Source organism: Pseudomonas trivialis (genome assembly GCF_001439805.1).
Lineage (GTDB): Bacteria > Pseudomonadota > Gammaproteobacteria > Pseudomonadales > Pseudomonadaceae > Aquipseudomonas > Aquipseudomonas trivialis.
Map to the genome: position 1 here is coordinate 84,853 of NZ_JYLK01000012.1, position 22,901 is coordinate 107,753.

17 protein-coding genes are annotated in these 22,901 nt (G+C 63.6%); 6 read left to right on the forward strand and 11 right to left on the reverse strand.

Going from position 1 to position 22,901, the window contains the following annotated elements:
- The first annotated feature begins 132 nt into the window (after positions 1-132).
- The 4 genes from xdhA (at position 133) to guaD (ending at position 6,180) form a co-directional block, all read left to right on the forward strand.
- Positions 133-1,581 carry a xanthine dehydrogenase small subunit gene (gene xdhA, locus TU79_RS17605; protein WP_057009174.1) on the forward strand — a complete coding sequence of 483 codons (1,449 nt, stop codon included), beginning with the start codon at positions 133-135 and terminating at the stop codon, positions 1,579-1,581.
- A complete protein-coding gene (xdhB, locus tag TU79_RS17610; protein ID WP_057009175.1) occupies positions 1,574-3,949 on the forward strand; it encodes a xanthine dehydrogenase molybdopterin binding subunit in 2,376 nt (791 codons plus the stop codon). The genes xdhA and xdhB overlap by 8 nt, the downstream gene beginning before the upstream one ends.
- A gap of 74 nt (positions 3,950-4,023) precedes the next feature.
- Entirely contained in the window at positions 4,024-4,863 is an 840-nt protein-coding gene (gene xdhC, locus TU79_RS17615; RefSeq protein WP_057009176.1) for a xanthine dehydrogenase accessory protein XdhC, read from the forward strand.
- 12 nt (positions 4,864-4,875) lie between these two features.
- A complete protein-coding gene (guaD, locus tag TU79_RS17620) occupies positions 4,876-6,180 on the forward strand; it encodes a guanine deaminase (protein WP_057009177.1) in 1,305 nt (434 codons plus the stop codon).
- A 550-nt stretch (positions 6,181-6,730) separates the two neighbouring features.
- Here the strand turns inward: guaD and TU79_RS17625 are convergent.
- The gene (locus tag TU79_RS17625; RefSeq protein WP_057009178.1) at positions 6,731-7,495 is read right to left on the reverse strand and encodes a GntR family transcriptional regulator; all 765 of its coding nucleotides are present in this window, start codon (positions 7,493-7,495) and stop codon (positions 6,731-6,733) included.
- 227 nt (positions 7,496-7,722) lie between these two features.
- Here TU79_RS17625 and TU79_RS17630 point away from each other — a divergent pair, with 227 nt between their 5' ends.
- Complete coding sequence (locus TU79_RS17630; protein ID WP_057009179.1) at positions 7,723-8,919, forward strand: benzoate/H(+) symporter BenE family transporter; 1,197 nt, start codon at positions 7,723-7,725, stop codon at positions 8,917-8,919.
- Here TU79_RS17630 and TU79_RS17635 read toward each other — a convergent pair.
- From TU79_RS17635 to gabT, 3 genes are all read right to left on the reverse strand, one after another.
- Positions 8,913-9,401, reverse strand: coding sequence for an Lrp/AsnC family transcriptional regulator (locus TU79_RS17635; protein ID WP_003230384.1), 489 nt, complete (start codon positions 9,399-9,401; stop codon positions 8,913-8,915). The two genes, TU79_RS17630 and TU79_RS17635, sit on opposite strands and share 7 nt — an antisense overlap.
- 44 nt (positions 9,402-9,445) lie before the next feature.
- Positions 9,446-10,093, reverse strand: coding sequence for an HAD family hydrolase (locus TU79_RS17640; protein ID WP_057009180.1), 648 nt, complete (start codon positions 10,091-10,093; stop codon positions 9,446-9,448).
- A gap of 94 nt (positions 10,094-10,187) precedes the next feature.
- The gene (gene gabT / locus TU79_RS17645) at positions 10,188-11,480 is read right to left on the reverse strand and encodes a 4-aminobutyrate--2-oxoglutarate transaminase (protein ID WP_057009181.1); all 1,293 of its coding nucleotides are present in this window, start codon (positions 11,478-11,480) and stop codon (positions 10,188-10,190) included.
- Between the two features lie 193 nt (positions 11,481-11,673).
- On the opposite strand from gabT, the gene TU79_RS17650 reads away from it, so the two are divergent.
- On the forward strand, positions 11,674-12,600 hold the full coding sequence (locus TU79_RS17650; RefSeq protein WP_057009182.1) for a 2-hydroxyacid dehydrogenase: 927 nt from the start codon (positions 11,674-11,676) through the stop codon (positions 12,598-12,600).
- A gap of 831 nt (positions 12,601-13,431) precedes the next feature.
- Here the strand turns inward: TU79_RS17650 and TU79_RS17655 are convergent.
- From TU79_RS17655 to TU79_RS17685, 7 genes are all read right to left on the reverse strand, one after another.
- The gene (locus TU79_RS17655; protein WP_057009183.1) at positions 13,432-14,892 is read right to left on the reverse strand and encodes an NAD-dependent succinate-semialdehyde dehydrogenase; all 1,461 of its coding nucleotides are present in this window, start codon (positions 14,890-14,892) and stop codon (positions 13,432-13,434) included.
- A 117-nt stretch (positions 14,893-15,009) separates the two neighbouring features.
- The gene (argE, locus tag TU79_RS17660; protein ID WP_057009184.1) at positions 15,010-16,167 is read right to left on the reverse strand and encodes an acetylornithine deacetylase; all 1,158 of its coding nucleotides are present in this window, start codon (positions 16,165-16,167) and stop codon (positions 15,010-15,012) included.
- Between the two features lie 34 nt (positions 16,168-16,201).
- Positions 16,202-18,043, reverse strand: coding sequence for an ABC transporter ATP-binding protein (locus TU79_RS17665; protein WP_057009185.1), 1,842 nt, complete (start codon positions 18,041-18,043; stop codon positions 16,202-16,204).
- 1 nt (position 18,044) lies between these two features.
- Entirely contained in the window at positions 18,045-18,920 is an 876-nt protein-coding gene (locus TU79_RS17670) for an ABC transporter permease (RefSeq protein WP_057009186.1), read from the reverse strand.
- Positions 18,917-19,873, reverse strand: coding sequence for an ABC transporter permease (locus TU79_RS17675; RefSeq protein WP_057009187.1), 957 nt, complete (start codon positions 19,871-19,873; stop codon positions 18,917-18,919). The genes TU79_RS17670 and TU79_RS17675 overlap by 4 nt, the downstream gene beginning before the upstream one ends.
- Positions 19,874-19,886: 13 nt before the next feature.
- The gene (locus TU79_RS17680) at positions 19,887-21,524 is read right to left on the reverse strand and encodes an ABC transporter substrate-binding protein (protein ID WP_057009188.1); all 1,638 of its coding nucleotides are present in this window, start codon (positions 21,522-21,524) and stop codon (positions 19,887-19,889) included.
- A gap of 95 nt (positions 21,525-21,619) precedes the next feature.
- Entirely contained in the window at positions 21,620-22,894 is a 1,275-nt protein-coding gene (locus TU79_RS17685) for an NAD(P)/FAD-dependent oxidoreductase (RefSeq protein ID WP_057009189.1), read from the reverse strand.
- Positions 22,895-22,901: the final 7 nt, after the last annotated feature.

Below are 22,901 nucleotides of genomic sequence, written 5' to 3' on the forward strand. Positions count from 1 at the left end.
CCGAACCCTAATTGAGGATGCTGTGACCACTATTTCTTGACCCTAAAGTCAGAAAGCCATTGACCGAAAAGTCAGACATGACTAGATTCGGCGCACAGCGGTTACAACAATAATGAGTCTGCGAGGCCTTCCGTGATCCAGTTTTTACTCAACCAGGAACTCCGTAGCGAGCATGCCCTGGACCCCAACCTGACGGTGCTCAATTACCTGCGTGAACACGTGGGCAAGCCCGGCACCAAGGAAGGCTGCGCCAGCGGTGACTGCGGCGCGTGCACCGTGGTGGTGGGCGAGTTGCACCGCGATGACTGCGGCGCCGAGCAGATTCGTTATCGCAGCCTCAATTCGTGCCTGACCTTTGTCTCGTCGTTGCACGGCAAACAACTGATCAGCGTTGAAGACCTCAAGCACCAGGGCCAGTTGCACAGCGTGCAGCAGGCGATGGTCGAGTGCCACGGCTCGCAATGCGGCTTTTGCACGCCGGGTTTTGTGATGTCGCTGTTTGCCCTGCAAAAGAACAGCGATTCACCCGACAGCCGCAAAGCCCACGAAGCCCTGGCCGGCAACCTGTGCCGCTGCACCGGCTACCGCCCGATTCTGGCCGCCGCCGAGCAGGCTTGCTGCAACAAACCCCAGGACCAGTTCGACAGCCGCCAGGCCCAGACCATCGCCCGCCTCAAGGCCATCGCGCCCACCCACACCGGCGAGTTGAACAGCGGCGACAAACGCTGCCTGGTGCCCCTCACCGTCGCCGACCTGGCCGACCTCTACGACGCCTACCCGCAAGCCCGGCTGCTCGCCGGCGGCACCGACCTGGCGCTGGAAGTCACGCAGTTTCACCGCACGCTGCCGGTGATGATCTACGTGGGCAACATCGACGAGATGAAGCGCATCGAGTCCTTCGACGACCGCCTGGAAATCGGCGCCGCCGCCGCCCTCTCCGACTGCTACAGCGCGTTGCACCAGGCCTACCCGGACTTCGGCGAACTGCTGCAGCGTTTTGCCTCCCTGCAGATCCGCAACCAGGGCACCCTGGGCGGCAATATCGGCAACGCTTCGCCGATTGGCGACTCACCGCCGCTGCTGATCGCCCTGGGCGCGCAGATCGTGCTGTGCAAGGGCAGCACCCGGCGCACCCTGGCGCTGGAAGACTACTTCATCGACTACCGCGTCACCGCCCGGCAAGACAGCGAATTCATCGAAAAAATCATCGTGCCCAAGGGCCACACGCTGTTTCGAGCTTACAAGGTGTCCAAGCGCCTGGACGATGATATTTCCGCGGTCTGCGCCGCCTTCAACCTGAAGATTGACAACGGTGTAATCAACCAGGCGCGCGTTGCCTTTGGTGGCATGGCCGCCACGCCCAAGCGCGCCAAACACTGCGAAGCCGCGCTGGTCGGCGCCACCTGCAACGCCGCCACCGTCGAACGCGCCTGCGCCGCCCTGGCCGAGGACTTCACCCCGCTCTCGGATTTTCGCGCCAGCAAGGAATACCGCCTGCTCAGCGCGCAAAACCTGCTGCGCAAATACTTTATCGAGCTGCAGACGCCGCACATCGAGACTCGGGTGACCGCTTATGTCTAACCATCACGCCGTCGTTAAAACCCAGGCCGAACTGGCCGAGCTGTTCGCCGGGGAAATCACCTCTGGCGTCGGCCGCAGCGTCAAGCACGACAGCGCCGCCAAACACGTCAGCGGTGAGGCGCAGTACATCGATGACCGCCTGGAATTTCCCAACCAGTTGCACCTGTATGCGCGCCTGTCCGACCGCGCCCACGCGCGCATCCTCAGCATCGACACTGCGCCCTGCCACGCCTTTGACGGTGTGCGCATCGTCATCACCCACGAAGACGTGCCGGGCCTTAAAGACATCGGCCCGTTGCTGCCCGGCGACCCGCTGCTGGCCATCGACACCGTGCAATACGTCGGCCAGGTGGTGCTGGCCGTGGCCGCCCGCGACCTCGACACCGCGCGCAAAGCCGCGATGGCGGCGCTGATCGAATACGAAGACCTGGAACCGGTGCTCGACGTGGTCCAGGCCTACCGCACCAAACACTTCGTGCTCGACAGCCACACCCACCAACGCGGGGATTCGGCGGGCGCATTGGCCACGGCCAAACATCGCCTGCAAGGCACCCTGCACATCGGCGGTCAGGAACACTTCTATCTCGAAACCCAGATTTCCTCGGTGATGCCCACCGAAGACGGCGGCATGATCGTCTACTGCTCCACGCAAAACCCCACCGAAGTACAGAAACTGGTGGCCGAAGTGCTCGACGTGTCGATGAACAAAATCGTCGTCGACATGCGCCGCATGGGCGGTGGTTTCGGCGGCAAGGAAACCCAGGCCGCGAGCCCCGCCTGCCTGTGTGCAGTGGTCGCGCGCCTCACCGGCCAGCCGACCAAGATGCGCCTGCCGCGCGTCGAAGACATGCTGATGACCGGCAAGCGCCACCCGTTCTATATCGAATACGACGTGGGTTTTGATGACAGCGGCCGGCTGCACGGGATCAACCTGGAACTGGCGGGCAACTGCGGCTGCTCGCCGGACCTGTCCAACTCGATCGTCGACCGCGCGATGTTCCACGCCGACAACTCGTATTACCTGGGCGACGCCACGGTCAACGGTCATCGCTGCAAGACCAATACCGCGTCCAACACCGCCTATCGCGGCTTCGGCGGCCCCCAGGGCATGGTCGCCATCGAAGAAGTGATGGACGCCATCGCCCGCCACCTCGCGCTCGACCCGCTGGCGGTGCGCAAGGCCAATTACTACGGCAAGACCGAGCGCAACGTCACCCACTACTACCAGACCGTCGAGCACAACATGCTCGACGAGATGACCGCCGAGCTTGAAGCCAGCAGCCAATACGCCGAACGCCGCGAAGCGATCCGCCAGTACAACGCCCACAGCCCGATCCTGAAAAAAGGCCTGGCGCTGACCCCGGTAAAATTCGGCATCTCGTTTACCGCCAGCTTTCTCAACCAGGCCGGCGCGCTGATCCACATCTACACCGACGGCAGTATCCACCTCAACCACGGCGGCACCGAGATGGGCCAGGGCCTGAACACCAAGGTTGCGCAAGTGGTGGCCGAAGTGTTCCAGGTGCACATCGACCGCGTGCAGATCACCGCGACCAACACCGATAAAGTGCCGAACACCTCGCCCACGGCCGCCTCCAGCGGCGCCGACCTGAACGGCAAGGCCGCGCAGAACGCCGCCGAAACCATCAAGCAGCGCCTGGTGGAATTTGCCGCGCGCAAGTACGACGTGAGTGAAGCGGATGTGGAATTTCGCAACGGCCATGTGCGCGTGCGCGAGCAGATTCTGAGCTTCGAGGCGTTGATCCAGCAGGCGTACTTTGCTCAGGTGTCGCTGTCGAGCACCGGGTTCTACAAGACCCCGAAAATCTTCTATGACCGCAGCCAGTCGCGCGGGCGGCCGTTCTACTACTACGCGTTCGGCGCGGCCTGCTGCGAAGTGATCGTCGACACCCTCACCGGCGAATACCGGATGCTGCGCACCGATATCCTGCATGACGTGGGCGCCTCGCTGAACCCGGCCATCGACATCGGCCAGGTCGAAGGCGGCTTCATCCAGGGCATGGGCTGGCTGACCATGGAAGAACTGGTGTGGAACGACAAGGGCAAGCTGATGACCAATGGACCGGCCAGCTACAAGATCCCGGCAGTGGCCGACATGCCACTGGATTTGCGGGTGAAGCTGGTGGAGAACCGCAAGAACCCGGAAGACACGGTGTTTCACTCCAAGGCCGTGGGCGAGCCACCGTTCATGCTCGGCATTGCCTCGTGGTGCGCGATCAAGGATGCGGTGGCGAGCCTCGGGGATTATCGCCATCAGCCGCAGATCGATGCCCCGGCGACGCCGGAGCGGGTGCTGTGGGGGTGTGAGCAGATGCGGCGGTTGCAGGCAAGCCAGCTCCCACAATGACGGCCTTCACACATCAACATGTGGGAGCGGGCTTGCCCGCGATGACGGCCTGACAGACACCACAGGAGGTAACCATGAACAACTGGATCAGCGCCCTCGCCCACCTGCAAGCCAGCGGCGAATCCTGCGTGCTTGTCACCATTATCGAAGAGCTCGGCTCCACCCCGCGCAATGCCGGCTCGAAGATGGTGATCAGCGCCGACCGGTCCTTCGACACCATCGGCGGCGGGCACCTGGAATACAAGGCGATGCAGATCGCCCGCGACATGCTCGCGCGCGGCCAGCAGAACACCCATCTGGAGCGCTTCAGCCTCGGCGCCAGCCTGGGCCAGTGCTGTGGCGGCGTGACCGTGCTGCTGTTCGAGCCCATGGGCCAGGTGCAGGCGCACATCGCGGTGTTCGGCGCCGGCCATGTCGGCCGCGCACTGGTGCCCTTGCTGGCGAGCCTGCCGTGCCGGGTGCGCTGGATCGATTCGCGCGAGCAGGAATTTCCGCAACAGATCCCCGAGGGCGTGCGTAAAATCGTCAGCGAAGAGCCGGTCGACGAAATTGCCGACCTGCCGGCGGGCAGTTACTGCATCGTCATGACCCACAATCACGCGCTGGACCTGGCACTGACCGCCGCCCTGCTCACGCGCAATGACTTCACCTACTTCGGTCTGATCGGCTCCAGGACCAAGCGCGTCAAGTTCGAACACCGCCTGCGCGAGCGCGGCTTCGATACCGCGCAGTTGCAACGCATGCGCTGCCCCATGGGCCTCACCGAGGTGAAGGGCAAACTGCCGGTGGAGATCGCCATCTCCATTGCCGCGGAAATCATCGCCACCTACAACGCCAGTTTCGGCCAGCACGCTGCCCGCGCCGAACCCATTGCCAAACTGCTGCCGGCGTCACGTCGCAGCCACGCTATCTGAATCGAGCCCCCCATGCCTTTGACTCGCAAAGCCTACCGCGCCGCCCTCCTGCACAGCCTCGGCGACCCTGCCGAAGTGGGCATCGAAGCCTCCTACGAGTATTTCGAAGACGGCCTGCTGGTGATCGAAAACGGCCGCATCAGCGCCGTCGGCCACGCCGCCGACCTGCTGCAGAGCCTGCCCGCCGATACCGAAGTCGTTCACTATCAGGACGCGCTGATCACGCCGGGACTGATCGACACCCATATCCACCTGCCGCAAACCGGCATGGTCGGCGCCTATGGCGAGCAATTGCTTGATTGGCTCAACACCTACACTTTCCCCTGTGAAAGCCAGTTCGCCGACAAGGCCCATGCCGAGCACGTCGCGGACATTTTCATCAAGGAGCTGCTGCGCAACGGCACCACCACGGCGCTCGTGTTCGGCAGCGTGCACCCGCAGTCGGTGGACGCGTTCTTTGAAGCCGCGCAAAAACTCGACCTGCGCATGATCGCCGGCAAAGTGATGATGGACCGCAACGCACCGGACTACCTCACCGACACCGCCCAAACCAGCTACGCGGACAGCAAGGCGCTGATCGAACGCTGGCACGGCAAGGGCCGCCTGCACTATGCAGTCACCCCGCGCTTTGCCCCCACCAGCACGCCGGAGCAACTGGCATTGGCCGGGCAGCTGCTGGGGGAATACCCCGACCTGTACCTGCAGACCCACATCAGCGAGAACACGCAGGAAGTCGAATGGGTGAAGGAACTGTTCCCGGAGCGCAGCGGCTATCTGGACGTGTACGACCACTACAAACTGCTGGGCGAACGCTCGGTGTTCGCCCACGGCGTGCACCTGTGTGACGACGAATGCGCGCGACTGGCAGAGACCGGCTCGGCAGTCGCCTTCTGCCCTACCTCGAACCTGTTTCTGGGCAGCGGGCTGTTCAACCTGCCGATGGCCGAGAAGCACAAGCTCAATGTTGGCCTGGGCACCGACGTGGGCGGCGGCACCAGCTTTTCACTGCTGCAGACCCTGAACGAAGCGTACAAGGTCATGCAGTTGCAGGGCGTGCGGTTGAGCCCGTTCAAGTCGCTGTACCTGGCGACCCTGGGCGGCGCGCGGGCGCTGCGTCTGGAAGACAGAATCGGGACTTTGCAACCAGGTTCGGATGCGGATTTTCTGGTGCTGGATTACAACGCCACGCCGCTGCTCAGTTATCGCTTGAAGCAGTCGAACACTATTGCCGAGACGTTGTTTGTGTTGATGACGCTGGGGGATGATCGGGTGGTGTTGCAGACTTATGCGGCTGGCCGGTTGGTGCACCAACGGTGATTTTTGGCCACGGAGTTATTGTGTACATACCGAGTGCTGGCGGTTCCACCCTTACATCGCCCCACCACTCGGCACCTCGTCCAGGCTCGGTGTGCCCCAGATCAAAAGCAAGAGCGCGGCAGCCTTAGAGCCGACCGGAGTGGTTTGCCGAACGCTGTACAAAATGTGAGAGGGGGCTTGCTCCCGATGGCTGAGTGTCAGTCAACTTATTGGTAGCTGACACACTGCTATCGGGAGCAAGCCCCCTCCCACATTTGGATCTCCATTTGTCTGATGGATATCACACTGCTTTTGATCTGCTTTTGATCTGCTTTTGATCTGTTTTGCTTTGGCTTTTGATTTTGATCTCAAGCGCCCCGTCAACCACGCTGGCCGAAGTGCGGGCACACCGAGCCTGAGCGAGGTGCCGAGTGGTGGGGCGAAGCGTTTTTGGTTACTTTTTGCGCTCTTCAAAAAGTGACCCGCCGTAAGGGCGGAACCGCAAGCAGCCGTTACCGCAGCAACGGATATGTACACAATTAAAGCCCCCTCCCACACTTTTAAAATGTGTTTACACCTTCAAAGAAGAACGCCCAGCCTTCCTCGTCTGCAACAAATGCGAAAACACCGCATGCAAATCATCCGAGGCCCCTTCCTCATCAAGGTTGAGCTTGCTGTCGATATGATCCATGTGGTGCATCATCAACTCCACCGCCAGCACCGCATCGCGGGCTTCGATCGCATCGATCAACTGGGTGTGTTCATCGTAGGAACAGTGCGAGCGGTTGCCACTTTCGTACTGAGCAATGATCAATGATGTCTGCGAAACCAGGCTGCGCTGAAAGCTGATCAGCGGCGCATTCTTAGCCGCTTCGGCCAGCTTGAGATGGAACTCGCCGGAAAGACGAATACCCGCACCGCGATCACCACGAGAAAAACTGTCGCGCTCGTCGTTGACCATCTGGCGCAGTTCGGCCAGTTGCTCGGCGGTGGCATGCTGCACTGCCAACTCAGTGATCGCGCGCTCCACCAGACGCCGCGCCATGAACACCTGGCGGGCCTCCTCGACACTCGGGCTGGCAACCACCGCACCGCGATTGGGCCGCAGCAGCACCACGCCTTCATGGGCCAGACGCGACAGCGCACGGCGAATGATGGTGCGGCTCACGCCGAAGATTTCGCCCAGTGCCTCTTCACTCAATTTGGTGCCGGGTGCCAGGCGCTGCTCGAGGATCGCCTCGAAGATATGCGCGTAGACGATATCGTCCTGGGTGCCGGTGCGACCGGCCTTGCCAGCGCGCGGTTGTTTCTTGAGAGGTTGCAACTGTTCGTTCATGGGCACTCGGGTTTGGAGAACGGCGGCGAATTAACGGTAATACGGCAACAGCATGACGCTGGCAAGTATCGCCTGAAAACGGGGCACATTGTACACAACCCGATACGCCAACACACTGTACGGCTGTTTGCGGCCCCGGCTGTATTGCAATGACCGGTGACCTTTGAGTTTAGGCTTGAATCCGCGCCTTCACCGGCAACTCCCCAGGTAAAAGGATCACCCCCGTCATGACCGATGCCACCCACGCGCCCCTGCGCCCGCTGGCCGACACTTCGCCCTCGGCCGTCGTCGCCGGCTTTATCGCCATGATGACCGGCTACACCAGTTCCCTCGTGCTGATGTTCCAGGCCGGCCAGGCCGCCGGCTTGACCACGGCGCAGATTTCTTCGTGGATCTGGGCGCTGTCCATCGGCATGGCGGTGTGCAGCATCGGCCTGTCGCTGCGCTACCGCACGCCGATCACCGTCGCCTGGTCGACGCCCGGCGCGGCGCTGCTGATCACCAGCCTTGGCGGCGTGAGCTACGGCGAAGCCATCGGTGCCTACATCACCTGCGCGGTGCTGGTGACGCTGTGCGGGCTCACCGGCAGTTTTGACAAATTGCTCAAGCGCATTCCCGCTTCACTGGCCGCCGCCTTGCTGGCCGGGATCCTGTTCAAGATAGGCAGCGAGATTTTCGTCGCCGCGCAACATCGCACCGCGCTGGTGCTGGGAATGTTTTTTACCTATCTGATCATCAAGCGCCTGTCGCCGCGTTATGCGGTGCTCGCCGCGCTGGTGATCGGCACCGCGTTGTCCGGGCTGCTGGGGCTGCTGGATTTCAGCGCGTTTCACCTGGAAGTGGCGGTGCCGGTGTGGACCATGCCGCACTTCTCCCTCGCAGCGACCATCAGCATCGGCATCCCGCTGTTCGTGGTGGCGATGACCTCGCAGAACATGCCCGGCATCGCCGTGCTGCGCGCCGACGGTTACAACGTGCCAGCCTCGCCATTGATCAGCACCACCGGGCTGGCCTCGCTGCTGCTGGCGCCGTTCGGCTCCCACGGCATCAACCTGGCGGCGATCAGCGCGGCCATCTGCACCGGGCCGCACGCCCATGAAGACCGAAACAAGCGCTACACCGCCGCCGTGTGGTGCGGGGTGTTCTACGGCATTGCCGGGGTGTTCGGCGCGACCCTGGCGGCGCTGTTCGCCGCCTTGCCAAAGGAGCTGGTGCTGTCGATTGCGGCGCTGGCGTTGTTCGGCTCGATCATCAATGGCCTGAGCGTCGCCATGCACGAGCCGAAGGAACGCGAGGCGGCGCTGATCACCTTTATGGTCACCGCATCGGGGCTGACGCTGTTTTCCATCGGCTCGGCGTTCTGGGGCATTGTCGCGGGGCTGTTGACCCTGCTGATCCTGAACGGGCGAACCCGCGCTCAATGACGCAGCAGCTTGCGCAGCGGCACGCCGTCTTTGAGCACCGGTGATTTGATCACGATGTAGCTGAAGTACTTGGAGATACCGATGTTCTTGTCCAGCAGGCCTTCAACCACTTCCTGGTAATGCTGGATGCTGCGGGTCATGAAACGCACCAGGTAATCGTAGCCGCCGCTGATCAGGTGGCATTCAAGTACCTCATCCACCAGGCGGATATTGGATTCGAACTTGGCGAAGTCTTCGCGCTTGTGGTCGCTGAGGGTGATTTCGGTGAACACCGTGACCGAATCGGTGATCTTGGCCAGGTTCAGATGCGCCTTGTAGCTGGAGATATAACCGGCCGACTCCAGCCGCTTGACCCTTTGCAGGCACGGGCTGGCGGACAGACCCACGGCATCGGCCAGGCTGACGTTGGTCATCCGGCCATCTTTTTGCAGTTCAACCAGAATGCTGATGTCGATCCGGTCCAGCTTGACGAGCCCTTCCATTGCATACCTCTTGACTGCCGTTTGTAAGCAATCTTCTAGCAAAATCAGCGCCGTAAAGACAGCTGATGCTGAGCGACCAGATCAGCCATGCTGTTAATGCAGTAATCGGCCGCACACGGCGTGGGCTGCGGCGAGCGGTTGCGGCCGATCAGGCAACGGTCCAGCGCCAGGACGGCACCGGTGGACGCGCGGGTCACGTGCAACACAGGCTGTACCTGCGCCCCTTGGCGGTCAAGCCATTGCTCGGCCTCCACCAGAGAAATGAAATGCTCGGCCTCGATGCCCAGGCGTTCGCACAACAGCCCACGGTCTTCGGCATCGCGGTCGCCGCGCACCAGCAAACGATAGAACTTGCGCAGGTACAACATTGCCCCCGGCGCATCCTCGAACAGCGACCAGTTGCCCGCCGAACGCGCGAAGCTCATGCCCTCCTCCCAACTGGCGTGCAGCCCCCAGCGCTCGGCGAGCTGGCGATGGGCAAAACACAGCACGCCGCTGAAGCCCAGCTCGGCAAAGCGCGGGTAGAGGCCCTCGATCACCGCGTTGAACTCGGCCAGTACCTGCTCCCTGGCTGGCGTTGGCCCGCCACGGCTGTCGAGCAGCGGCTGCAACGCGGCGAACACGCCCGAGTCACGGTCCACCAGCACCCCATCACAATCGATCAGCAACGCTCGATAATCTGTCAGTCCCATGAGGGGTCACGCCTCCAATGATGCAGTGTGGTCGCCCGTGCGCCATAACAGGTCACGGGCGGTGCCGCCAACCGGGTTCGCCGCTGGTAGCGGCTCAGTTCAAGACCCGTGCCAGGGCTGCGTCGAGAATCTGCACGGCTTCGTCAACCTGCGCCTCGGTGGTCACCAGCGGCGCGAGGAAGCGCAGCACGTTGCGGTACACGCCGCACTTGATCACCAGCAAACCACCGGCGCGGGCTTCGTCGATCACTCGTTGGTTGAGGTCGGCATCCGGGCTGCGCGCCGCGTCGTCCTTGACCAGTTCGATTGCCAGCATGAAGCCGGTGCCACGCACGTCACCGATGCGCGGGTAGCGCGCCTGCAGACCGAGCAGGCCGTGACGCAGGCGTTCGCCGAGCACGTGGCTGCGCGCCAGCAATTGTTCCTCTTCGAACGCACTGATCACCGCCAGCGCCGCCGCGCAGGCCAACGCATTACCGCCGTAGGTGCCGCCCAGGCCGCCGGGCAGCGGCGCGTCCATGATGTGCGCCTTGCCCACCACGCCGGACAGCGGCAAGCCACCGGCCAGGCTCTTGGCCACGGTAACCAGGTCGGGCTGGATGCCCGAGTGCTGGAACCCGAACCAACTGCCGGTGCGACCGAAACCGGTCTGGATCTCGTCGAGGATCAGCACGATGCCGTGTTTGTCGGCCAGTGCGCGCAAGGCCTGGAGAAACTCCGGCGGCGCGGCAAGGAAGCCGCCGTCACCCTGCACCGGCTCAATCAGAATCGCCGCGACGCGGTCCGGGGCAACCTGGGTGGCCAGCAGTTCATCCAGCGCCTTGAGCGCCAGCTCGCTGGTCATGCCGCGATATGCGTTGGGATAGGGGGTGTGAAACACCTCCGGCGCAAACGGCCCGAAGTTCTGTTTGTACGGCTGGCTCATGCCGGTGAGCGTGGTGCCGAGCAACGTCCGGCCATGGAAGCCGCCGCGAAAGGCAATGACCGCCGAACGATTGGTGTGGGCACGGGCGATCTTCACCGCATTTTCCACCGCCTCGGCACCGGACGTGAAGAACGCCGCCTTGTAGGCCTCCTCCCCGCCAACCAGCTCGCACAGGCGCTGGGCCAGGTCGAGGTAAGGCTGGTAGGCCACCACCTGGAAGCAGGCGTGGGAAACTTTCTGCAACTGCGCCTGCACCGCCGCGACCACTTTGGGGTGGTTATGGCCGATGTTCAGCACGCCGATGCCGCCGACGAAATCGAGATAGCGCTTGCCTTCCACGTCCCAGAGTTCGGCGCCCTGGGCGCGATCGATCACCAGCGGGTGCGCGGTGATCAGGCCACGGGGTACGAATTGATCGCGCTGACGGAGCAAATGTGGGGTTTTATCGACTCTGCTGTTCATGGCATTTCCCAAGGTGAGCCCGGCAACCGGAAGGTGGTTGCGATGACATTCAGATTACGGCCTGGCAAAAACGAACTGCACCGAACTTGCCCCGTGAGAAATTCGGATCGACTGTTTTTTCACTGCGTTTCAACAGATCCTGCGCCGGCATTGCGCGATGATGATGGCTACTTTCAGCCCTGCGGAGATGCCCATGGCCCTGCTCTACAAATCCGACCCCGTGCGCGGCGAACGCTGGAAGGCCCTGTTTGCCGAACACGCGCCGGATATCGAATGGCGCGCCTGGCCGGACATCGGCGACCCCAGCGAAATCGACTACCTCGCCGCCTGGCTGGCGCCGGACGATCTTGAACAATTGCTGCCCAACCTGAAGGTGCTGTTTGCCGTATCAGCCGGGGTCGACCAACTGGACCTTGCCCGTTTGCCCGCCGACTTGCCGGTGGTGCGCCTGCTCGATCCCGGCATCACCCAGGGCATGTGCGAATACGCCACCTGGGCCGTGCTCAGCCTCCATCGCGACATGCTGCGCTACCGCCAGCAACAGACGGCGCGCTGCTGGCAGGCGCACCGGTTGCAACCGGCGGCCAACCGCCGCGTCGGCGTGATGGGCCTGGGCGCGCAGGCGCAGCAGATCCTCGCGACCCTGGCGCCGCTGGGGTTTGCCTTGTCGGGCTGGGCCCGCAGCGCGCATCAACTGCCGGGGGTTACGTGTTATGCGGGTGAAGCGCAATTGTCGGCGTTTCTCGGCCAGTGCGACATTCTGCTGTGCGTATTGCCGTTGACCGAGCAGACCCAGGGCATTCTCAACAGCCGCTTGTTTGATCAACTGCCACAGGGTGCGGGGCTGATCAACATGGGGCGCGGCGGGCACCTGGTGGAGGAGGATCTGCTGGGGGCGCTGTCCAGCGGGCAACTCAGCGGCGCGGTGCTGGATGTGTTGCAGCAGGAGCCGGCGCCAGCGGAGCATCCGTTTTGGGGGCATCCGCAGATTTTGATGACGCCACATATTGCGGCGATGACTCAGCCGGATAGCGCGTTTGGCGTGTTGTTGGGGAATATTCGGCGGTTTCAGCGCGGGGAGCGGATGGTTGGAGAGGTGGATCGGGGGAAGGGGTATTGATGGGGTACATATTCGTTATTACTGGGTACATATCCGTTATTTGGGTAACGGCTAAGTAAGGTTCCGCCCTTACGGCGGGTCACTTTTTGAAGAGCGCAAAAAGTAACCCAAAACGCTTTGCCCCAACACTCGGCACCTCGCCCAGGCTCGGTGTGCCCTCACTCCGGCTTTGGAGCGTGGGCCGCCGCGATGGGCCATCCTTGGCCCAGCGCAGCTAACCCGGCGTCCTGCCGGGTTGCCCACGCTCCAAAGCCTGCGTTCGGCCAGCGTGTTTGACGGGGCGCCTCAGATCAAGATCAAGAGCGCGGCGGCCTTAGAGCCGACCGAGGTTTTCCTACCTGGCGCTGTTCAAAATGTGGGAGGGGGCTTGCTCCCGATGGCTGAGTGTCAGTCAGCTTATGGGTAGCTGACCCACTGCTATCGGGAGCAAGCCCCCTCCCACAGTGGATCTCCATTTGTCTGTTGGATATCACACTGCTGTTGATCTGCTTTGCTCTGGCTTTGGCTTTGGCTTTGGCTTTGGCTTTTGATCTTGATCTTGATCTTGATCTCAGGCGCCCCGTTAACCACGCTGGCCGAACGCAGGTTTGAATCCGTGGGTAACCCGGCAGGACGCCGGGTTAGCCGCACTGGGCCATGGATGGCCCATTGCGGCGGCCCACGGATTCAAGCCTGCGTGCGGGCACACCGAGCCTAAGCGAGGTGCCGAGTGGTGGGGCAAGAGCCCTTTTGGTTACTTTTGGGGCTCTTTTCCAAAAGTGACCCGCCGTAAGGGCGGAACCCTATGTAGCCGTTACCCAAATAACGGATAAACACACCGCTAAAAAGCTGTCACCCCAACCCCCCAATATGAAATGCCTTAACCTCAAGGTACTCATCCAACCCGTACTTGCTCCCCTCACGCCCCAGCCCCGACTGCTTGATACCGCCAAACGGCGCCACCTCCATCGAGATGATCCCGGTATTGAGCCCGACCATGCCAAACTCCAGCGCCTCACCAAAGCGCCACGAGCGCGCCAGGTTCTGCGTGAAGTAATAGGCCCCCAACCCGTACGGCGTGGCGTTGGCCAGCGCAAGTGCCTCGGCTTCGTCGGTAAAGCGCATCAGTGGCGCCACCGGCCCAAAGGTTTCCTCATTGGCCAGCAGCATCCCGGCATGGGCATCGCCCAGCACGGTAGGCTGCACAAACGGGCTGTCGCCACCAGGGACGGCACCGCATAACAAGGTCGCGCCCTGGCTCAGGGCGTCCTCGATATGCCGCGTCACCTTGGCCACCGCCGCAGGGTTGATCAGCGGGCCGATGGTCACGCCCGCCTCCAGCCCATTGCCGACCTTAAGCTTGCCCACCTCCTCCACCAGCCGCGCGGCGAAGCGTTCGTAGATGCCGGCCTGCACCAGGATGCGGTTGGCGCACACGCAGGTTTGCCCGGCATTACGAAATTTGCTGATCATGACCCCGGCCACCGCCTGCTCCAGGTCAGCGTCGTCAAACACCACGAACGGCGCATTGCCGCCCAGTTCCAGGCTCAGGCGCTTGATGTGCTCGGCGCTCTGGCGCATCAGCAGGCGGCCGACGGCGGTGGAGCCGGTGAAGGAAATCTTGCGCACCACCGGGTTGCCGGTCAGCTCCGCGCCGATACCGGCGGGCAGCCCGGTGAGCACATTGAAGACGCCGGCCGGGATGCCGACACGCTCGGCCAGCACTGCCAGGGCCAGGGCCGACAGCGGTGTGAGGTCGGACGGTTTGACGATGATCGGGCAACCGGCGGCCAATGCCGGCGCGCACTTGCGGGTGATCATTGCGTTGGGGAAATTCCACGGGGTGATGGCGGCGCATACGCCCACTGGCTGTTTCAACGTCAGCAGACGCCGGTCGCCACTGGGGGCCGGCATGGTTTCGCCATACACCCGCCGTGCTTCTTCGGCGAACCATTTGACGAAGCCTGCGCCGTAGCGAATCTCGCCACGGGCTTCATTGAGCGGCTTGCCCTGCTCGCAGGTCATGATCAGCGCCAGGTCCTCGAGGTTGTCGAGCATGGCCTGATACCAGCGCTCCAGCAGCGCTGCGCGTTCGGCGGCCGGGCGTGCACGCCAGGCGGGCCAGGCACGCTCGGCGGCGTCGATGGCGCGACGGGTGTCCACCGAGTCCATGGCCGGCACCCGTGCGAGCACCTCGCCGCTGGCGGGGTCGAGGATGTCCAGGGTGGCGCCGCTGGCGGCGGCGATCCACTGGCCGTCAACGTAGGCGAGTTCAGCCAGAAGGCTGGGGTCTTGCAGGCGAGTAGTGAGCATGGTCGAGTCCTGATCCGAGACACGCTCCAGTCTAGGGAGGTGCCGCGAACAAGGATGCCGAAAGCGTCGCGTGGGCAGCGTGGCGTGCTGAAATTACCCGCGCAACGGCAGGCTCTGCTAAGCCTTCAAAGAGCCGAGCAGGCCGTGCAGGAATGCCTCGCCGGCTTCCATCTGGCTGATCTCGATAAACTCGTCGGGCTTGTGCGCCTGCTCAATGGAACCGGGCCCGCAGACCACCACCGGCACGTCCAGGCGCTGCTTGAACAGCCCGCCTTCGGTGCCGAACGAGACCTTGGCAGTGCCGGTATCAGGCGCGGCGAACTGCTTGAGAAAACGCACCGCTTCAACGCTGGGGTGCGTGTCGAGGCCGGGGTAGACGTTGACGGTTTCGATCTCGATGGCGGCCACGTTGGAGAGTTTTTTCGCCTCGTGCACGATCACTTCGGCGCGCTCGCGCAGTTGCTCCAGAAACAGGTCCAGGTCGTCGGCCGGCAGGTTGCGCACCTCGAAATCCAGGGTGCACAGGTTGGGCACGATGTTCAGCGCCTTGCCGCCGACAATCTGCCCGACATGCACGGTGCTGTAGGGCACGTCGTAATCGCTGTCCTGGGCGCCATGGTGCTGCAACTGCTGCTGGCTCTCGCGCAGTGCGGCGATAAAGTCGCAGGCGACATGGATGGCGTTGACCGAACGCGGTGCCAGCGACGAGTGCGCCTCCAGGCCCCGGCAGTAGGTGCGGTAGGAGCCCTTGCCCTTGTGGCCCAGCACGAATTGCATGTTGGTCGGCTCGCCGATCACGCACAGAAACGGACGCATTGGCGCCAGGTGCAGCACATCGAGCAGGCGCCGTACGCCGACGCAGCCGATCTCTTCGTCATGGGACAAGGCCAGTTGCAACGGGCGGCTCAAGGTGTGCTGCGCCGCATCGAGCATGGCGTCGATGGCCAGCGCGATAAAGCCCTTCATGTCGCAACTGCCACGCCCGTAGATGCGCCCGTCCTGCACGGTGGCGGCAAACGGCGGGAAGGTCCAGGCCTGCCCCGCCGCCGGCACCACATCGGTGTGCCCGGAGAGCAGCACGCCGGGCCGCACTTCGGGCCCGGTGCTGGCGAACAGGTTGGCCTTTTTGCCGCTCTGGTCCTTGACGATCAGCGACTCGATGCCCTGGGTCAGCAGCAGGTCGCGCACGTATTCGATCAAGGCCATGTTCGACTCGGACGACACGGTGTCGAACGCCATCAGTTTTTTCAGAATCTCCAGTACGCGCGGTTTCATAAGGACTGGCTCCGGTGCAGGGCAAGATATCGGCTCATGCGTAGGCGCCGCTGGTTTCCACCACGAGGCCACGCTGGGTCTTGATCAATTGGGCGCCGTCATGGTGGCAGAGCATTTCACCGCCATTGTCCAGGCTGTGGCGGGGGGGAGCGATGCGGTTGCAGACGCCGTCGATACGCACCGGGCAAAGGTTGAGGAAGGTGCACAGTTCCGGCACGGCGGCCCGCGCGCCCACCGGCGGCAGGGTGCCGCTGGTGGCGCCGCAGGTTTCCAGCCAGCCCTGGCGCAACTCCGGCACCGAATGAATCAGCAGGTCGGTGTAGGGATGGAACGGCGGCGTGGCAAACGACTCGCGGCTGCCGGCCTGCACCTTGTGGCCGCTGTACATCACCACAATGTCGTCGCACAGCGCGCGCACGGTGGAGATGTCGTGGCTGATAAACAGGTAAGACACGCCCAGTTGCTGGCGCAGGTCGCGCAGCAGCTCAAGGATCGCCGCGCCGACCACGGTGTCCAGTGCCGAGGTCACTTCATCGCAGAGGATCAGGTCGGGTTTGGCGGCCAGCGCCCGGGCCAGGTTGACCCGCTGCTTTTGCCCGCCGGACAACTCGCTGGGGCGCCGCTCGGCCAGGGCGTGCGGCAGGCGCACCAGGTCGAGCAGCTCATGGGTGCGCTCGCGCAACGCCGCGCCCTTGAGGCCGAAATACATTTTCAACGGACGGCCGATGATGGCGCCGACGCTGTGCATCGGGTTGAGCGCGGTGTCGGCGTTCTGGAACACCATCTGAATGCGTCGAAACTGTTCCGGCGTGCGCTCGGACAGGCGACCACCGAGGGGCTGACCGTCAAACGTGAGGCCGCCCAGGGCCGGCGTCAGCAGGCCCGCGACCACCCGCGCCAGGGTGGATTTGCCCGAGCCGGATTCGCCGATCACGCCAATCGCCTGGCCACGGCGCACGGTGAGGTCGATGCCTTCGAGCACACGGATCAGCGGCATGCCCTGGGCGTTCTTGTTGCCGTAGCCGGCGGTCAGGCCGTTGATAGTCAGCAGCGGTGTGTTTTCGGCGATGCCGCTGGGCGGGCGAATCGTCGCGTCGGGCCGCGCGGCCGCAAGCAGGCTGCGCGTGTAGTCATGGGCCGGCGCCGCCAGCAACGGCGCGGTATCGCTTTGTTCAAGAATCTGCCCGTCATTGAGCACCACGATGCGGTCGGCCATCTGCGCCACCACCGCCAGGTCGTGGGACACATACACCGCCGTGGCGCCGCGCTCGCGCACCACGCGCTTGAACGCGCGCAACACGTCGATCTGGGTGGTCACGTCCAGCGCCGTGGTGGGCTCGTCGAGCACCACCAGCAACGGGTCGCTGATCAGCGCCATGGCCGCCATCACCCGCTGCAACTGTCCGCCCGACACTTGGTGCGGGTAGCGTTGGCCGATGCTTTCCGGGTTTGGCAATGACAGGTCGCGGAACAGGTCCACCGCCTTGGCCTCCAGCTCGACACGGCTGCCCAGGCCGTGAATCAAAGCGCCCTCCACCACCTGGTCGATGAGTTTTTTCGCCGGGTTGAACGCGGCGGCGGCACTCTGGGCGATATACGACACGCGGTTGCCACGCAGTTTCTGCAACTGGCTTTCGCTCACCGCCAGCATGTCGTGCTCGCCCACGCGCACCACGCCGCCGGACAGCCGGCAACCGCGCCGCGCATAGCCCAGCAGCGCCAGGGCGATGGTGGTCTTGCCGGAACCGGACTCGCCGATCAGCGCCAGCACCTGGCCCTGTTCCAGGGCAAAGCTTACGCCCTTGACGATTTCCACCTCGCCGCGTTCGCCACAGGCGACCACGCGCAAGTCTTCGACACGAATCAATTCAGTCATTTCAATGGCCTCCGGTGCGTCGGCTACGTCTGGAAGACAGGTAGTCGATCAACAGATTCACGCCGATGGTCAGGGTGCCGATGGCCAGCGCCGGAATGACGATAGCCAGCGCACCCTGGCTGAGGCCGCCGATATTTTCGCGCACCAGCGAGCCGAGGTCGGCGTCGGGTGGCTGCACGCCAAGACCGAGAAAACTCATGCCGGCGAGCAACAGTACGATGTAGCCGAACCGCAGGCCGAGGTCGGTGAGCACCGGGTTGAGGATGTTCGGCAGGATCTCCCGGCACGCCACGTACAACCGGCGCTCGCCCCGGGTGCGGGCGACCTGCACGTATTCCAGCGCCTCGATGTTCACCGCCATGCTGCGGGCCACGCGGAACGATCCGGGGATGTAGCTGATGACCGCCGTGCAGATCAGCAGGGTCACTGACGAGCCGAAAGCCGACACCATGATCAGCGCGAGCATTTTGCTCGGGATGGAAATGAAGGCGTCCATGATGCGGCTGATGATTTCGTCCAGCCACTTGGGCGACACCACCGACACCAGCGCACACAGCGTGCCCAGGGTGCTGGCGAGCACCGCAGCCACCAGCGCCAGGCCGACGGTAAAGCGTGCGCCAACCATCACCCGGCTGAGCATGTCGCGGCCCAGGTAGTCGGTACCGAACGGGTGCGCCAGGCTGAAGCCGTCGAAGACGTTATCGGACACCACTTCACCCACCGGGTGCGGCGCCAGCCAGGGGCCGACCAGCGCCAGCAGCAGCCAGGCGACGCAGATTACCGCACCGGCCAGGCCCAGCCAGGACGGACCGTTGGAGGCCTTGGCCAGGGCCAGTGCGGAGGATGCAGGCTTGGACTTCGCAATGAGCGTGTTCATTGGTTTCTCAGCCTCGGGTTGGAGAGGATTGCGCAGAGGTCGGCGATCAGCACCAGGCTCAGGTAAGCGGTGCAGAACAGCATGGTGCAGGCTTGCACCAGCGCCATGTCGCGGTTGGTCACCGCATCGACCATCAGGCTGGCAATGCCCGGGTAGTTGAAGATGGTTTCGACGATGACCACGCCGCCCAGCAGGTACGACAGGCTCAGGGCAATGGCATTGGCAATCGGCCCGATGGCATTGGGCAAGGCATGGCGCAGCACGATGCGGATCGGGCCGACGCCTTTGAGCCGCGCCATTTCCACGTAGGGGCTGTCGAGCTGGTCGATCACCGCAGCGCGGGTCATGCGCGCCATTTGCGCGACGATCACGCAGCACAGCGTCATCACCGGCAAGGCATAGGTGCGCATGAACGCCCACGGCGAGCTGATATCGCTGGCATAGGACAGCGACGACAGCCACCCCAGGTTCACCGCGAAGATCAGCACCGCCAGGGTCGCCACCAGAAACTCCGGCACCGCGACCATGGCCAGGGTGACAAAACTCAGGATGTTGTCGATACGCCCGCCACGGGCCATCGCCGATCCGATGCCGAGTACCAGGGCCACCGGCACCGAGACCAGCGCCGTGGTGGTCGCCAGCATCAGGGTGTTGGGCACCCGGCCGCCCATCAACTCACTCACCGGTGTGGCGCTGGACACCGACATGCCCAGATCGCCGGTGAGCAGGCTCATCAACCAGTGCAGGTAGCGCAACACACCGGGCTGGTCCAGCCCCAGTTTCAGGCGCAGCGCCGCCACCTGTTCCGGGGTGGCGAACTGGCCGAGTGCCTGTTGCGCCGCGTCGCCCGGCAGGACTGCCGTGATCGCGAACACGACCATCGACACGATCAACAAGGTCACGATGGCAGCGCCCAGGCGCCGGCCGATCAACCACAGTGTAGTGCTGTTCATCGCAAAGCCCTCATTACGCGTCCAACCACACCTGCTCGGCGAACATGTAGCCCATGAAGCCGCCCAGCGGATTGGTGCTGTAGCCCTTCAGACGCTGGTCGACGCCATCGATGTTGCTGATGAACACCGGCACGCCGATGCCGCAATGGTCATGCACCAGGGTCTGCATGTCGGCGTACATCTTGCCGCGTTTGGCTTCATCGGTTTCGGCACGGGCCAGCAGCAGCAACTGATCGAACTGCTCGTTCTGCCAGCCGGACTCGTTCCACGGCGCCTTGGACTGGAAGAACTGCGAGAACATCACGTCGGCATTCGGCCGTGGGTTGATGTTGCCGAAGGTCAGCGGATGCTTCATCCAGTGGTTGGACCAGTAACCATCGCTGGGCAGGCGATTGACGTCGAGCTTGAGGCCGGCCTGTTTCGCCGACTGCTGCAACAGCACGGCGATGTCCACCGACGAGGTGGCGGCGGGCGAAGCGGCGAGCGGCATGGTGATGCTTTCCATGCCGGCTTTTTTCAGCAGAAAGCGCGCTTTCTCAGGGTCGTATACGGTCTGCGGCAGGTCGGCGTTGTAATAGCGCGAACCGGGCGCAATCGGATGATCGTTGCCGACCACGGCGAACCCGCGGAACACCGCAGACTTGACCTGTTCGCGGTCGAGCAGGCATTTCATGGCCTGGGTGAACTCGGGGCTTTTGCCCGGCATCTGGTCCTGACGGATGATCAGGTTGGTGTAGTTGCCCGAGGGCGAATCGACGTACCGGTGCCCGGCGCTGGCCTTGATCCGGGTGGTGGAGCGCGGGTCGACCTGGTTGATCGCATGCACGTCGCCCGACAGCAACGCGTTGACCCGCGACGGTTCATCGCTGATGGCGATGACTTCGATCTCGTCCAGGTACGGCAGGCCGGGTTTCCAGTAGTTGGGATTGCGCACCGCCACCGAACGCACACCGGGTTTGAATTCCTTGACCTTGAACGGCCCGGTGCCGATGCCCTGGCTGAAGTCGGTGGTGCCTTCGGGCACGATCAGCAAGTGCGACACGGCGAGAATAGAGGGCAACTCGGCATTCGGCGCGCCGAGGCGAATCTGTACCTCGTTGGGACCGCTGGCCTTGATCTCCTCGAACTGCGCCACCAGCGCCATGACTTTGGAGCCGATCGCCGGGTCCTTGTGGCGGTTCAGGGAATACACCACGTCGGCGGCGGTGAGCGGCTTGCCGTTGTGGAAGGTCACCTCCTTGCGCAGGGTGATGGTCCACAGCGTGGCGTCGGTATTGTCGATGCGTTCGGCCAGTTCCAGTTGCGGCACCATGTGCACGTCGAAACGGGTCAGGCCGTTGTAGAACATGTACTGGCGCACGTAGTCGGTAGACAGGGCACCCTTGGCCGGGTCGAGGGTATCGGCGGTGGAACTGGCCACACTGGCCACGCGAATTTTTCCGCCGGGCTTGCCCTTGCCGGCCACCGGCGCGTCATCGGCCCACAGCTTGCCGGCGGCGCCGAACAGGCTGCCCGCGCCCGCCGCCGCCACACCGGCGACGCCAAGCATCTGCAGGGCGTTGCGGCGCGACATGCCGCGGTTGAGGCTTTCAAATACCCGCAGGCTTTCTGCACCGGAGATGAGTTCGGGTGTGTTTTTGTTATCAGTCATGGCAAGGCTACCTGTCGAAGATCAAAAGATTCGAGTGCTCACGGATATCCGGAGCGTCCTGGAAACGCAAACGACGGTGAGTCAACGGCGACGGTTCAATGCAAGTAATCCTGGAAGCGGTAATAGGCGCCCACGAACGGCAGGAACCAGGGTGTGCCGAAGTGTCCGGGGATGGCCGGCCACTCCAGTTCGCGCCACGGGTTGGCCGCCGCATTGCCGGCCATTACCTCGGCCATGACCTGGCCCATGTGCACCGACATCTGCACGCCATGGCCGCTGTAGCCCATGGAGTGAAACACGCCGCCATGCTGGCCGGCGCGTGGCAGGCGGTCGGAGGTCATGTCCACCAGGCCGCCCCAGCAGTAATCGATCTTCACCTGCGCCAGTTGCGGGAACATGTTTACCATCGCCGTTTGCAGCACCTTGCCGCTCTTGGCGTCGGACACACTGTTGGACATGGCAAACCGCGCACGCCCGCCGAACAGCAGGCGGTTGTCCGGGGTCAGTCGGAAGTAATTGCCGATCATGCGGCTGGTGACATAGGCACGGTGCTGCGGCAACAGCTGGTCGATCAGCGCCTGGGGCAAGACCTCGGTGACGATCACAAAGCTGCCCACCGGCACAATGCGTCGGCGATACCAGCCGAGGCCGCCGTGCTGGCAGGCGCCGCTGGCCAGCAGCACCTGGCCGGCATGCAGCGAGCCCTTGGCGGTGTTGACCTGATAGCCACCGGCTTGTGCCTTCCAGTCGTTGACCAGGGTGTGCTCGTGAATCAGCGCGCCACGTCGCGCGGCGGCTTCGGCCAGGCCGACACCGAAGCGCCCGATGTGCATCTGCACGCCATTGCGTTGCAGCAGGCCGCCGTGAAACTGCGCCGAATTGACTTCAGCACGGGCCTGCCCGGCGTCGAGCAATTGCACATCGGCGTCCACCTCGCGACGAATCAGCTCGCAGGTGCGTGCCAGCCCCTCGTAATGCAGGGGCTTGGCCGCCAGCTTGAGCTTGCCGTTGCGCACCAGGTCGCAGGCGATCTGCTCCTGCGCCACCAGCGACACCACCGTGTGCACCGCGCTTTCATAGGCCTGGTAATAGGCCCGCGCGCGGTCCGCCCCGAGGCTGGCGTGCAGCCCGGCGTAGTCCTGGGCCACGCCAGTGTTGCATTGCCCGCCATTGCGCCCCGACGCTTCGCCGACCACCCGCCCGGCATCCAGCACCACCACGCTGGCGCCGCGCATGGCCAGTGCACGGGCAGCCGACAGCCCGGTAAACCCGCCACCGACCACCGCCACATCGACCTGCCGAGGCAGGTCGCCCGACTGTGCGCCGGTAAAGGCCGGTGCGGTGTCGAGCCAATAGGATTCACTGCCCATGTCTAAC

What these genes read in the sequence shown, in the direction of transcription:
- TU79_RS17655 (WP_057009183.1), bottom strand. Translation starts at nt 14,892, where the DNA reads ATGCTCACTACTCGCCTGCAAGACCCCAGCCTTCTGGCTGAACTCGCC.
- TU79_RS17685 (WP_057009189.1), bottom strand. Translation starts at nt 22,894, where the DNA reads ATGGGCAGTGAATCCTATTGGCTCGACACCGCACCGGCCTTTACCGGC.
- TU79_RS17670 (WP_057009186.1), bottom strand. Translation starts at nt 18,920, where the DNA reads ATGAACACGCTCATTGCGAAGTCCAAGCCTGCATCCTCCGCACTGGCC.
- xdhC (WP_057009176.1), top strand. Translation starts at nt 4,024, where the DNA reads ATGAACAACTGGATCAGCGCCCTCGCCCACCTGCAAGCCAGCGGCGAA.
- TU79_RS17640 (WP_057009180.1), bottom strand. Translation starts at nt 10,093, where the DNA reads ATGGGACTGACAGATTATCGAGCGTTGCTGATCGATTGTGATGGGGTG.
- guaD (WP_057009177.1), top strand. Translation starts at nt 4,876, where the DNA reads ATGCCTTTGACTCGCAAAGCCTACCGCGCCGCCCTCCTGCACAGCCTC.
- TU79_RS17665 (WP_057009185.1), bottom strand. Translation starts at nt 18,043, where the DNA reads ATGACTGAATTGATTCGTGTCGAAGACTTGCGCGTGGTCGCCTGTGGC.
- argE (WP_057009184.1), bottom strand. Translation starts at nt 16,167, where the DNA reads ATGAAACCGCGCGTACTGGAGATTCTGAAAAAACTGATGGCGTTCGAC.
- TU79_RS17625 (WP_057009178.1), bottom strand. Translation starts at nt 7,495, where the DNA reads ATGAACGAACAGTTGCAACCTCTCAAGAAACAACCGCGCGCTGGCAAG.
- xdhB (WP_057009175.1), top strand. Translation starts at nt 1,574, where the DNA reads ATGTCTAACCATCACGCCGTCGTTAAAACCCAGGCCGAACTGGCCGAG.
- TU79_RS17630 (WP_057009179.1), top strand. Translation starts at nt 7,723, where the DNA reads ATGACCGATGCCACCCACGCGCCCCTGCGCCCGCTGGCCGACACTTCG.
- gabT (WP_057009181.1), bottom strand. Translation starts at nt 11,480, where the DNA reads ATGAACAGCAGAGTCGATAAAACCCCACATTTGCTCCGTCAGCGCGAT.
- TU79_RS17675 (WP_057009187.1), bottom strand. Translation starts at nt 19,873, where the DNA reads ATGAACAGCACTACACTGTGGTTGATCGGCCGGCGCCTGGGCGCTGCC.
- TU79_RS17680 (WP_057009188.1), bottom strand. Translation starts at nt 21,524, where the DNA reads ATGACTGATAACAAAAACACACCCGAACTCATCTCCGGTGCAGAAAGC.
- TU79_RS17650 (WP_057009182.1), top strand. Translation starts at nt 11,674, where the DNA reads ATGGCCCTGCTCTACAAATCCGACCCCGTGCGCGGCGAACGCTGGAAG.
- TU79_RS17635 (WP_003230384.1), bottom strand. Translation starts at nt 9,401, where the DNA reads ATGGAAGGGCTCGTCAAGCTGGACCGGATCGACATCAGCATTCTGGTT.